The organism is Deltaproteobacteria bacterium, assembly GCA_017302835.1.
GTDB lineage: Bacteria > Bdellovibrionota > Bdellovibrionia > Bdellovibrionales > Bdellovibrionaceae > UBA2316.
The window spans coordinates 35,461-47,497 of sequence record JAFLCC010000021.1 but is presented as its reverse complement, the minus strand read 5'-3'; the positions used below and the strand labels follow the sequence as shown (position 1 = coordinate 47,497).

The 12,037-nt window shown below is 36.7% G+C and carries 11 protein-coding genes; 5 read left to right on the top strand and 6 right to left on the bottom strand.

What is annotated here, in order from left to right:
* The first annotated feature begins 179 nt into the window (after positions 1-179).
* Complete coding sequence (locus tag J0M15_15520; protein ID MBN8538461.1) at positions 180-503, top strand: hypothetical protein; 324 nt, start codon at positions 180-182, stop codon at positions 501-503.
* Between the two features lie 41 nt (positions 504-544).
* On the opposite strand, the gene J0M15_15515 is transcribed toward J0M15_15520, so the two are convergent.
* From J0M15_15515 to J0M15_15495, 5 genes are read right to left on the bottom strand one after another with little or no spacing between them, the layout of a single operon-like run.
* Complete coding sequence (locus J0M15_15515; GenBank protein MBN8538460.1) at positions 545-1,615, bottom strand: hypothetical protein; 1,071 nt, start codon at positions 1,613-1,615, stop codon at positions 545-547.
* Between the two features lie 27 nt (positions 1,616-1,642).
* Complete coding sequence (locus tag J0M15_15510; GenBank protein MBN8538459.1) at positions 1,643-2,518, bottom strand: ABC transporter permease; 876 nt, start codon at positions 2,516-2,518, stop codon at positions 1,643-1,645.
* Positions 2,505-3,539: an ABC transporter permease gene (locus J0M15_15505; GenBank protein ID MBN8538458.1), complete on the bottom strand. Its 1,035-nt coding sequence runs from the start codon at positions 3,537-3,539 to the stop codon at positions 2,505-2,507. The genes J0M15_15510 and J0M15_15505 overlap by 14 nt, the downstream gene beginning before the upstream one ends.
* Positions 3,540-3,544: 5 nt before the next feature.
* Positions 3,545-5,212: an ATP-binding cassette domain-containing protein gene (locus J0M15_15500; protein ID MBN8538457.1), complete on the bottom strand. Its 1,668-nt coding sequence runs from the start codon at positions 5,210-5,212 to the stop codon at positions 3,545-3,547.
* Positions 5,213-6,217: a BMP family ABC transporter substrate-binding protein gene (locus J0M15_15495; protein ID MBN8538456.1), complete on the bottom strand. Its 1,005-nt coding sequence runs from the start codon at positions 6,215-6,217 to the stop codon at positions 5,213-5,215.
* Positions 6,218-6,367: 150 nt separating this feature from the next.
* Between J0M15_15495 and J0M15_15490 the strand changes: the two genes are divergently transcribed.
* The 4 genes from J0M15_15490 to J0M15_15475 all read left to right on the top strand — a co-directional run bounded on the left by J0M15_15490 (position 6,368) and on the right by J0M15_15475 (position 9,225).
* Positions 6,368-7,090, top strand: a complete 723-nt coding sequence (locus tag J0M15_15490; GenBank protein ID MBN8538455.1) for a Crp/Fnr family transcriptional regulator — start codon at positions 6,368-6,370, stop codon at positions 7,088-7,090.
* A 48-nt stretch (positions 7,091-7,138) separates the two neighbouring features.
* Complete coding sequence (gene tsaA, locus J0M15_15485) at positions 7,139-7,855, top strand: tRNA (N6-threonylcarbamoyladenosine(37)-N6)-methyltransferase TrmO (GenBank protein ID MBN8538454.1); 717 nt, start codon at positions 7,139-7,141, stop codon at positions 7,853-7,855.
* Positions 7,856-7,974: 119 nt separating this feature from the next.
* Entirely contained in the window at positions 7,975-8,859 is an 885-nt protein-coding gene (locus J0M15_15480) for a hypothetical protein (GenBank protein ID MBN8538453.1), read from the top strand.
* 81 nt (positions 8,860-8,940) lie between these two features.
* Positions 8,941-9,225, top strand: coding sequence for a hypothetical protein (locus J0M15_15475; GenBank protein ID MBN8538452.1), 285 nt, complete (start codon positions 8,941-8,943; stop codon positions 9,223-9,225).
* Here the strand turns inward: J0M15_15475 and J0M15_15470 are convergent.
* Entirely contained in the window at positions 9,205-11,925 is a 2,721-nt protein-coding gene (locus J0M15_15470) for a valine--tRNA ligase (GenBank protein MBN8538451.1), read from the bottom strand. The genes J0M15_15475 and J0M15_15470 overlap by 21 nt on opposite strands.
* Between the last annotated feature and the right edge of the window lie 112 nt (positions 11,926-12,037).

Genomic DNA, 12,037 nt, shown 5'->3' with positions numbered 1-12,037 from the left:
TTATACTTTGGAATTAAATTGAAATCTGGACCTGTTAAAACTTAAAGTCTTACTTTAAGTAAAAGTTGAAATTATCTAAACCTAGTTTTCCACATATTTCCCACTAATTTTAGAAAGTTCCCAATTCTCATAAACAAGATAGATCTGATTTCTTTTATGGTATTGAATATAATTCTACTTTGACTAAAGATAAAGAGGGCACAAAAACTAAGACAGAAACAAGTAAATTACCTGTCCTTATTGGAATTGAGGCAGAAGCCACTCCTTGGTTGGTAATCAGAGGATCTGTAAGTCAATCTATTTTGATTGGTTCTAATAAGACAAGCAATGATACTTCCACTACGACAGAAACCTCTTTAAACGATGATACCAAATTTGCGGGAGGACTTGGATTGAAGTTGGGTAAATTTATCGTGGATGGGGCCTTAGTAGCTTCGACAACAGGCAGACTTGGCTCGGATGCGGCCTTTCTTTCAAATGTAGGAATGATTTATAAATTTTAAAAAACAAAACCTAAAATTTAAAAAAATACCACCAATTTCTGTTAATTCGTATTGATAGGGTTGGTATAATCCACTTCGACGTACTCAACAGTTAGGGGATAGCGGTAACTACGATAAAATGACAAATCGATAGCGCCGCTGTCTTCATAGGATCGATCCCAAAGATGAGCGAGTAATAAAGCTGATCTGGCCATTTGCTGCACAATCATCTCTTTAAAAACTTTAAATCCTTCCTTTGCTGGTTTTCTTATGGCAACTGTTTTCATTTCCATCCCTTTCTCATTTTTGAGAGTGGATTTTTGAATTAAAGGATCTAGTTTTTGAATCAGTTCGAGTTCTGACAGGCTTATTTGGGAGAGTTTTTGCATTTTTTGTAGAATTGATCCGCCATCAAGAAAGCTTTTTATTTTCATTTTTTTAGCAGCTTTTACAATCTCTTTTTCTAGCCCTTCATCAAACTGACCCACGACGGTTTCTTCATAATAACCATGGATCCCCCCATGTCCAGAGAGGTACCCGTCATAATCAGCAGATGCATGATAGGGCTGTGAGGCATCGCCAACAAAATGACCCATCAGGCCCATAGAGGTCATCATTTTATAGACAGCCGAGTTATAGGGGTGATTTTCATCTTGTTCTTCCTTTGAGTTTTTTGGAAAATCTTTTGCTGCAGAGATAGCAACAAAACTATTTTTTAAATTTAATATGGTTTCAAAAAACTGATTGGCCCGCCACCAGAGGGATCCCAATTCTTTGGGTATAGAAAAAATAGTTTTTCCATTTTTTAATTTATTTGGAGAACCCGTGTATTTTTCTTGGATTTCCTTGTAATTCAAAGGAATTTCTGAAATTTTCAAGCCAATAATTTCAGGATCTATAAAATGTGCTGGACTCCCATATTCATTTGCTTTGTGTCCTAAGGATCTCCAATAAATATCGGGGATATTACATAAATGTCCCATTGTGTGTCCTCTTAAATTTAAAAAATCTTTCAAAGCAGAATTTTTTAAAAGATGAGTTGCCGCCGAACAAATGGCATGATGTCCTCGACCTCCCCAGGAAAAAGCATCTTGTGAAGTAAAAACAAGGAAGATCGAAATTAAAAATTTCATAAATCGAAACCTTTCCTGGCAAAAAAATTACTTTTTACCTAAAAATGTGGGGGCTCGGCTTTTGCCAAACAACCCAGCTAAAATAATAATAGTTAAAAGATAGGGCAAAATCTGAATCCATTGAACAGGAATTTTGGACCCTAAAACTTCGACCCCTTGCAATCGAATTTGCAGAGCATCTAGGGCTCCAAATAATAAACAGGCTAGATAGGTAGGCACCGGTTTCCATTTGCCAAGAATCACCGCACTCAAAGCAATAAAGCCTCTGCCCCCGGTCATGAGCGGCGAATAATTTGAAGAAAGAAATAAAGATAAGCTGGCGCCGCCAAGACTTGCTATGCCCCCACATAAAAACAAACTCACCCAGCGGACCTTATCCACGCTGACACCGGCGCTCAAGAGAGTCTCAGGATGTTCTCCGGCAAATTGAATCCAGTAACCTGAGCGCCATCGGGTGAGGCCAAAGTGAACGAGAATAACCATAACAACTGAAAAAATAAGGGGTTCAAAAATAAAACGAACTTCCATAGGTAAGGAGGGGGTTGAGCCTGTAGAGTTATAAAGATATTTGCTGATGAAAGGGATCAATCCAGCAATCAGTAAATTGAAGGCGGTACCAATAACAATTTGATCAGATTTAAATTTGATGGTGAAAAGACTAAATAACAAACTAAATGCAGAACCAAATAAAAATGCAAATAAAAATCCCACAAGTGCCGAGTTAAAATGAAAACCAAACACGGCTCCTGAAAAAGCTCCGACCAGCATAAAACCCTCTAGAGCTATTTGTACGACACCGGAACGCTCACTCAGCAAGCCGGCTTGAGCAGCGAAAACCAAAGGAACTGAAACTCTTAGAGCGCTAATCAAAAAACTAAATGATAGAAAATTAGTTAGTTCCATCATGTCTCCTAAAGAATTTCTTGTTTAAGAAATATTGAAATCCAACTCCTAAAATAATCATGGCTTGAAGTATTTTTGAAAAATCTCTGGTGATGGTATTTGTTTCAAAATCTAAATCAGAGGATCCTTTATGCAAGCTTCCCATTAAAAAAGCACTTAAGATTATCCCCAAGGGGTTGTTGTTGGACATCAAAGCGACCGCGATTCCTATAAATCCGAACTCGGGGGAAAATCCCATTTTATATTGACCACTGAAGCCTAAAACTTCATTCATTCCAGAACCGCTAGCAAAGAGACCAGCCATGGCCATGGCTAAAATCATCATTTTTTTTGAACTGATGCCAGCTCGCTCGGAAGCGAGGTTGTTTTCACCTGCCATTTGCAATTCATATCCAAGCGCTGTTTTCTTATAGAAAAAATGCAAAGTAAATGCAGATAAAATAGCCAGCAGTAAAAACACATTTGCTGGCGAATCTGGAAAAAATTTATTTACAAAATCATATTGATTAAAGCGATAAGAATTTCCAATGACAATGCTTTCTGGATTTTGTGACTGGGGATTGGGAATCACATTCACAATAAAATAGCTGGTGATTCCTGCGGCTATAAAATTCATCATCATGGTCACAATGACTTCGTGACTTTCTCGGAATGCTTTTAATAAACCAGGAACGATTCCCCATAGGATTCCCACAGAAGATCCAACAATAAAAATACAAAGATAACTAAAGGGCTCCGGGATATGGGGAAAGGTATTTGCAAAAATAACCATTCCCAAGGCGGCCATAGAGAGCTGGCCTTCGGCTCCGATGTTAAACAGGCCGCCCTTGAAAGCGATGGAAACAGAAAGTCCGGTGAAAATTAAAGACGTCGTGTAGAACAAAGTTAAGCCTAAATCATAGGAACTTCCAAAACTACTTTTGATAATAATCCCAAAAACATGAAAAGGATTTTCTCCAACGATGAGGGTGAGTAACAAAGCACAGGTAAGTCCAATAAGAAAGCCCAGAGAGGATTTTATTAAATTCATAATTTAGATCCTAACATGTAAGCGCCAAGTTCATTTTCGTCAAAACTTTCTCGTGAAAATTCTTTCACAAAATGACCATTTCTTATAACTAAAATTCGATCAGACAATTTGGTTAATTCATCTAACTCACTGGAAATCAGCAAAATTCCAGCGCCGTTTTCTTGTGCTTGAATCAATTTTTCATGAATAAATTCGATAGCCCCTATATCAACCCCACGGGTAGGATGAGAAGCCAAAATAAATCTTGGTTGATTGAATAGCTCTCTGGCCACGACTATTTTTTGTTGATTCCCACCAGAGTAGGATTGAAAACTCAATTCGATAGTCGCTGGCTCGACGTTGAATTCAGCAAATTGTTTGAAGGCCAGTTCTTTAATTAGTTTCCAATTTAAAAATCCTTTTTGATACCATCTTTGATTTCTTTGATATCCAAGAATAAAATTCTCAAAACCGAGTCGATTAGCGACAACTCCCAAACGAAGACGATCCTCTGGGAACACTCCAAAAGAATTTTCACGAATTTTTTCTTTGCTATCATTAAGCAGAGAATGATTTAAAAATTGGTATTCCATGGGAGCAGAAAATAATTCAGAGTCTGCGTCAGAAGTTGAGTCTAATTCAGATTTAGATTTAATGTCTAATCTCTCTAATTTCTCTGACTTCTCTGACTTCTGTAATCTCTCTAATTTCTCTGACTTCTGTAATTTGAATTGGGTGGGGTTTAAGAGAAACTGGATCAATTCATTTTGTCCATTTCCTTCAATGCCTGCAATTCCTAAAATCTCGCCCTTTTGAAGGGAAAAATTAAAACGATAAGAACCTTTTTCAGATGAAAACAAAATATTTTTCAAATTTAAAACGTTGCCAGAAAGAGTCGTTTTTTTAAATTCTCGTTTGTGAAGCTCAACATGATGGCCCACCATTTTTTCAGCCATCTGAGCCACGGAAAGTTCCTCATTTTTATAGGTACCTAGGCACTGACCTTTTTTAAAAATCGTAATTTGGTCACAAATCTTTTTAACTTCCTTCAGTTTATGCGTAATTAAGACAACGGTTTTTCCTTTGGCCCTCAATTCCTGAAGTTGGAGTAACAAATCTTCCACTTCTTGAGGGGTCAAGACCGCCGTGGGCTCATCAAAAATGAGTATTTCGTGATCCAGATTTAATAATTTTAGAATCTCGATACGTTGTTGAATACCCACTGCTAAGTTTTTAACTTTTTGATCCCAGGGAATTTCAAAACCATATTCCTTCGCTTTAGCTTTTATCTTTTCAATCTTTGATTTTTTTGAGAAAATTTCAAAGAATTTTTGTTCATCTTGAATCAAGAGAATATTTTCTAGAGCCGTATGTTCCGGGCTCAACATAAAATGCTGGTGAACCATTCCAATTTTATGTTTAAAAGCATCCAAAGGAGATTTAATGACAACGGAATTATTATGAAGTAGAATGTCCCCCTCGTCAGACTGATAAAGACCAAAAAGGATTTTCATAATGGTGGACTTTCCGGCGCCATTTTCACCAATGATCCCGTGAACAGTACCTTTCTCAATGGAAAAAGAAATATCTTTGTTTGCCAATCTATTTCCAAATTTTTTGGAAATAGACTTAAATTCGACAATAATATTATTTTTATGGAATGGCTTATCGTATTCAGAGTTCATTTATTTTTTTTCTAAATAGTAATCAGGAACTTTAATTTTTCCATTAATAATATCTACTTTAAGCGCTTCAAGTGTTTTTATTTGTTCAGAACTAATTAATTTTTCATTAAACTTATCAACAGAATAGTCCACACCTTTATCTTTTAATCCGTACCTCACAACTCCAGAGGTAAATTTGCCATTTTTTAAATCTTCAATAGTTGAATAAACGGCCTTATCGACTCTTTTTAACATCGATGTTAAAATGAATCCTGGCTTTATCCAATTTTGATTGCTATCCACTCCGATAGCAAATTTTTTCTTCTCTTCAGCGGCATCAAATACTCCAGAGTTTGAGGCCCCCGCAGCGACAAAGATCACATCGACACCTTGATTATACTGATTTAAAGCCAGTTCTTTGGCTTTGGCCGGATTGTTCCAAGCTTCACTAGAAATTCCAATATAATTTTGGATCAGCTGGCCCTTAGAGGAAGCTTGTTTCATACCGGCTTCATAGCCCATTGAAAAACGTCGAATCAAAGGAATATCCATTCCACCGATAAAACCAATTTTAGAGCCATGAGATTTCATCACAGCCAAAGCGCCTACGAGAAAGGAACCTTGATGCTCTTCAAATAAAAGGGAGCGTACATTCGTAGATTTGACCTCTCCATCGACGATGGCAAAATTCACTTTTGGAAATTGAGCTGAAATTTTTTTTACCGCATCAGATTGTGCAAAGCCAATTCCGATAACTAAATCATAATTTTTTTTCGCGAACTGACGATGAAGATTTTCTAAGGAATTTACATCTGTAGCTTCCACATATTTCAGCTCGATACCTAAATCTTTTTCAGCCTGAGTAGCCCCTGCAAAAGCCGCAGAGTTAAAGGATTTATCATCTTTACCACCCTTATCTAGAACCAAACCAATTTTCAGCTTCTCAGCCGAAAAAACTTCAGCTGTCAACAAAAGTAAATAAAGTGAAAGAAAACAAACAGATTTATTAAAAACGACTCTAAGCATTTGAATTTCCTAAATATTTTAAGAGTTTAAGAAGATCCCCCTTAGGTATAATAAATTGTTCAATTCGGGTCAAAGTAAATAATATTTTAAAATATAATTAAATCTCAGTTATAATACGCATGCTGTACAGACATTCCTAGGGAGGTTTTTATGGAAAAGGCGACAGTATTAAAAAGGGGATTAAGTAATGTTCTCGCAAATACTTTTGATCCTGAAGTGAAGAACAACCATGAAGCTCTTCCTTATCAGACCTTGGAAGTGGGCATGGGAGAGCTGATTTTTAAAGAAGGTGATATGCCAAAAGGGTTGTATTATATACACTCTGGATGCGTTAAAATGCTTGTCAACAGAGCCCAATCAAGAGGACGAACCACTTCTTCTGAGTACATCACAAAGATCGTAGGGCCTGGGGAGTTCTTTGGTTACAAAGCTATTGTCAGAAAAGGTTATTCTCTTTCAAGCGCCATGGCTGTTAAACCATGCACTCTGTGGTTGTATTCAAAACAAGCTGTTGAGCAGGCTATTGAATCTTCCAGCCCGTTTATTAGATCTCTTTTAATACAAGCCATTGATGATTTAGAAATTTATGAAACCACCAATCAGCTTCACTATCTGGCTTCTGTTCAAGAAAGAATTGCTCATCAGTTGCTAATTCTTTCTGAAAAATTTGGAGTGCCTTTAGAAAAGGGGACAGCATTAAATTTAAAATTAACAAGAAATGAATTTGCCCAGCTGGCAAGTACAATCAACGAGTCTCTTTCGCGTCATCTTACTGAGTTTAAAAACGAAGGACTCATAGATATTAATGGGAAAGAAATTTTAATTAAAGATAAAGACGGTTTGATGATCAAATCAGGTAATTTTAAGAAGTAAATTTTTTAGAAATAAGAAAGTAAAGAAAACGATGGAACTTTAACCAAAATGGAAGATCTTAAAATTATCGGTCACGTCAAAAGCTGCTATTTAGATAAGTTCGGAACGCCTCGACAAAGTGGCCTGGTCGCTGACTCTTGTGCTAAAATCATTCTAAAGCCTGAATTTCAACCTGAAGCTTCCTTACAGGGCTTGGAAGAATTTAGTCATCTTTGGATTATTTTTTTATTTCACAAAAACACAAATCATCGGTTTCACGCCAAGGTTCATCCACCCAGATTGTTGGGTGAATCAAAAGGTGTTTTTGCCACCCGCTCTCCCCATCGCCCAAATCCCATTGGGTTATCTCTGGTTAAATTGGAAAAAATAGAAAATGGCATTATCTTTATTAAAGAAATAGATTTGATTGATGGAACTCCCGTTCTGGATATCAAGCCCTACTTGCCTTACGTTGAGTCTTTTCCTGAAGCTAAATCTGGTTGGGCCGCCAGCGCTAAAGTCCTTGAAATTGAAGTGAAATTTTCGACCGAAGCAGAGAAAGAACTTATTTATTTTGAGACTAAGTATCCAGAAAAAAATTTTCGCAAGTTAATTCAAGATACTTTAAAACTAGATCCAAGACCTGTAGTTTATAGAGGATTTGAGGAAGAAAAAAATTCACCCTATAGGTCTCAGCATGCAGTTCGAATCATGGACTATGATATCCATTTCGAATTTCTATCGAGTACTGAAATTTTAGTTCAAAAAATCAGCTTGCTTCCGTAGATTGAAATGATGGAAATTTTTTCAAAAAGAACTGTTCCATTAGGCCTCTTAAGAGAGTGTTTAAAACACAAAGAAAAATAATTGCTAAAAATTTTAACTAGGATTATGACCATTCTTAGATGGTTAAGTTATTGGTTGTTATCTATTTCTTTACACTTTGGGCTTTGGCTCAGTCAACGGAGCCTGCTAATTTGAATTTGATTCAATTAAAGTTTCAAATTGTTTTTTCAAATCGAGATATGTTTCTAAAGCCCTGTGTGATTTCCGAGAATTCCTGTCATTTTAATTCTACCGAAACAAGAGTTGGTCTGGATATAATAAATAGTTCAAAAATCTACCCAGGTCTTGAATTTCAGTCCTCGTCTCAGAATCCTAATTTGTTTTTAAGAGACCTCAAAGGGGCCTACCAAGTCGTCGGCACCACGAATCAAAAGGGAGCTGTTATTAATGTCAATACAGACCGGCTTTTGGAGCCCTTGGTAAGACTCGTTGGGGTTGATAAAGTTATTGAGTATGTCCTTGGCTCCTTGTTTTTTCAAATGACCAACAGTTGGGACCAAAGTCTTCAAACTAGCAGAAAAGTGAGCGCTTTTTGGGTATCTAAATTTAAATCAGATATACCTTTAAAATTTAATGAAGAGTCCATTGAGATGCTTATTTTTAAAAATAAAGAGATCAGAGTCATGTTGCTTGATAATATTCAGGCCCATGTACTGACTTTTGAAATTTTAAAAAAATTACCTTGTTCTAATTCCTTTGTGCCTTCGCTAGTAACTGATTATGCAAATGATCAGTGGATTGACTTTCAAAACAGGACAGATATTTCCAAAGGTAAATTCGCTTTAGAGTTAACTTATCAATGCATTGATTCTTCTGGGAAAAATGAAAAGTGGAGCAGTTTGATAAGTCTGAATTTTCAATTTGAAAATTCAATTTTTGGAAAAAAGGCATTTGTTCCGAATTCTTTTCTTGTTGAAGTATTAAAGTCTCAAAAAATAAATTGATGAGGATTTTAGGAATTTCCATTATTCGGAGACTTTACTTTGTTAAAATGAAATGAGTTGCTATTCACCTGGGTATTTCATTTGAAGGCTTCGATTCAAATGAAAATTCATCATTTTATATTTATACTAAGCTTTGGGATTTTCTATCCACCTTGCCAGGCAGAAGAAGCAGTTCAGGATATCTCAAAGATAACAAAATTGACTGCGTATTACCAGAAAAACGAAAAAAAACTCAATGTTGTTAAATCCCTAGAACAGTTAAAAAAAATAAAACCGCATTCAAAAATCCCGAAGGATCTTGAAGCTCAAATTCAGAAAATAGAAAATGAAGTTAACCAACTCCAATTAATTTTGAAATCTCAATAGCACTTCTTGAAGGGATTGAATTTGAGTCATTGATTGGGCCAGTAAGGCTTTATCGGCGAGAATAACATCCTCTTCCGCATTTTTAATAAATTTTTCGTTGTTTAATTTCCCATTCAGAATACTGATATCCTTTTGCAACTTTTCAATTGTTTTATGAATTCTTTTTATTTCTTCTGCGAAATCAACCAAGCCTTCTAAGGGAATAACAACTTTGGCTTGGAATTCTCCCATTCCTACTGAGTTTACAGCACATTTTGACAAGTTTCCATCGCTGCCAATTTCAGTGATCTCAACCCTTGCTATACTTTGAATGGTTCCTTTATTTTCACCAATTACTTTTTGCGTTCTTTCATCCAAAACTGAAATTCTAATTTTTAATATTTCAGCGGGAGAAATTCTATTTTCACCGCGAATATTTCTGATTCCTGTGATCACTTCTTTAATAAGATCAATCTCCTTCGCCGCAGTGGCAGAGCTTAATTCCAATAACTCTTTATCCAATCGGATATGGGGATACTGATCGATAATGCAGGCATTGTTTTTAATAGGAAGTTTTTGGTACAATTCTTCAGAGATAAAAGGACAAAATGGATGAAGCAATCTAAGCATGCGATTTAAAACCTGTGCTAGAATCAATTGAGTGGCCGTTCTTTCTTGAGAGGCGGGACCGCTAAGAATAGGCTTAGAAAATTCAATGTACCAATCGCAGAATTCATTCCAAATAAACTGGTACAGATTATTTGCGGCATCAGAAAATCGCTCTTGCTCTAAAGCCTCGTCAATGTTTTTTTCAACGAGGTAAAGCTTGCTCAGAATCCATTGATCGTAGATGCTAATATCGGCCTTAACTGGCAAGGCTTTGACTCCAGCAGTTGGAACTTTAAAATCACTTAAGTGAGATAAACCGTACCGTGTGGCATTCCAAATTTTATTCATAAAATTCCGATAGACTTCTAAACGCTGTTCAGAAAATTTTAAGTCTTTGCCAGAGAAAAGATGGGCCAAAAAAGTAAATCTTAAAGCATCTGCGCCATGTTTATCAATCATCTCTACGGGATCAATAGAGTTACCTAGGCTCTTAGACATTTTTCTTCCCTGTGAGTCCCTCACCAGTCCATGGATGTAGACGGTTCGAAACGGGACATCACGGATAAACTCCAATCCCATCATGATCATCCGAGCCACCCAGAAAAAAATGATATCATGACCAGTCACCAAATAAGTTGTGGGATAAAATGTTTTCAAAGTCTCGGTATCTTGTGGCCAACCCATGGTTGAAAAAGGCCACAACGCCGAACTAAACCAGGTATCCAGAACGTCTTCATCTTGGTGGATTTTTGAACTTTGGCATTTTTCACACTGAACCAAATCTACTTCAGAGACACTGATATGGTCACAATTATCGCAAAACCAAGCAGGAATACGATGGCCCCACCAAAGTTGTCGCGAGATACACCAGTCTTCAATAATATTCATCCAGTGTAAATAAACCTTTGTCCATGATTCTGGAGAAAATTTAATGGTGCCACTTTCAACAACCCGCTTCGCAGGAACAGATAAATTTTCAGTTTTCACAAACCATTGTTCAGATAGGAAAGGCTCAACCACAGCCCCTGATCGAGAGCAGTGACCCACGGAATGTAAGTGGGGCTCTTCTTTTTCTAACAGATGTTTAAGGTTTAAGTCTTCAACGATTTTTTTTCTAGCTTCATTAATCTTCAGTCCTTGATAAGGGCCGGCTTTTTCATTTAGCTCGCAACTTTTGGTAAGAATATTTATAAATTCTAATTTGTGAGCTATACCAATTTTATAATCATTAAAATCATGGGCAGGTGTGATTTTTACAACCCCAGATCCAAACGCTTTATCTACATAGGGATCTGAAATAATTTTAATGGGTCTGTCAATCAAAGGAATCAATACCGTTTTGCCAATAAGATGTTGATACCTTTCATCATCTGGGTGCACACAGAGAGCCGTGTCTCCTAGCATTGTTTCTGGACGGGTCGTGGCGACAACTAAAAAATCTGATTTATCACTAAGTTGATATTTAATGTGATATAAAATTCCTTTGACTTGTTTATGCTCAACTTCCAGGTCAGAGATAGCTGTTTCTAATGGACCACTCCAATTCACTAATCTTTTACCCCGGTAGATCCAGTTTTTCTTGTACAAGCTTACAAACACTTTTCTTACAGATTTTGAAACGCCTTCATCCAGAGTAAAACACGCCCTATCCCAATCACAGGAATCACCTAGGCGGCGCATTTGATTGTAGATTCTGTCTCCGTACTGATGTTTCCACTCCCATACTTTTTCTACGAAAACTTTACGGCCTAAAGCGTGTCGATTTGTGTTTTGTTTTCTAAGCTCTTTCTCCACAACTGTTTGGGTTGCGATTCCTGCGTGATCAGTTCCTGGCAACCACATGACATTAAAACCACGCATACGCTTCCAGCGTACTAATAAATCTTGAATGGTGTGATCCAAAGCATGACCCATGTGAAGAAATCCTGTCACATTAGGAGGAGGCAATATTATTGAAAATGGAGGTTTATGGGATTGGTCTGAAGACTTAAAGTAACCCGACTGTTCCCACCATCTATAAATTCTGGATTCGACTTCTGCTGGGTGATATCTGTCAGAAATTTCTATTTTTTCAGATTTATCAGATTTATCAGAGTGCTTATTTTCATCCATGGAATTTCCTTTGATGGAAGAACGATAGCATAAAAAATAACCAGGGCTCAAGAAAAAATAATTTCTGATTTGAAAGTGTCCAACTTAATTTTAGACAGTTCCTTTTAGACAG

What these genes read in the sequence shown, in the direction of transcription:
- J0M15_15515 (MBN8538460.1), bottom strand. Translation starts at nt 1,615, where the DNA reads ATGAAATTTTTAATTTCGATCTTCCTTGTTTTTACTTCACAAGATGCT.
- J0M15_15510 (MBN8538459.1), bottom strand. Translation starts at nt 2,518, where the DNA reads ATGGAACTAACTAATTTTCTATCATTTAGTTTTTTGATTAGCGCTCTA.
- J0M15_15500 (MBN8538457.1), bottom strand. Translation starts at nt 5,212, where the DNA reads ATGAACTCTGAATACGATAAGCCATTCCATAAAAATAATATTATTGTC.
- J0M15_15495 (MBN8538456.1), bottom strand. Translation starts at nt 6,217, where the DNA reads ATGCTTAGAGTCGTTTTTAATAAATCTGTTTGTTTTCTTTCACTTTAT.
- J0M15_15490 (MBN8538455.1), top strand. Translation starts at nt 6,368, where the DNA reads ATGGAAAAGGCGACAGTATTAAAAAGGGGATTAAGTAATGTTCTCGCA.
- tsaA (MBN8538454.1), top strand. Translation starts at nt 7,139, where the DNA reads ATGGAAGATCTTAAAATTATCGGTCACGTCAAAAGCTGCTATTTAGAT.
- J0M15_15480 (MBN8538453.1), top strand. Translation starts at nt 7,975, where the DNA reads ATGGTTAAGTTATTGGTTGTTATCTATTTCTTTACACTTTGGGCTTTG.
- J0M15_15470 (MBN8538451.1), bottom strand. Translation starts at nt 11,925, where the DNA reads ATGGATGAAAATAAGCACTCTGATAAATCTGATAAATCTGAAAAAATA.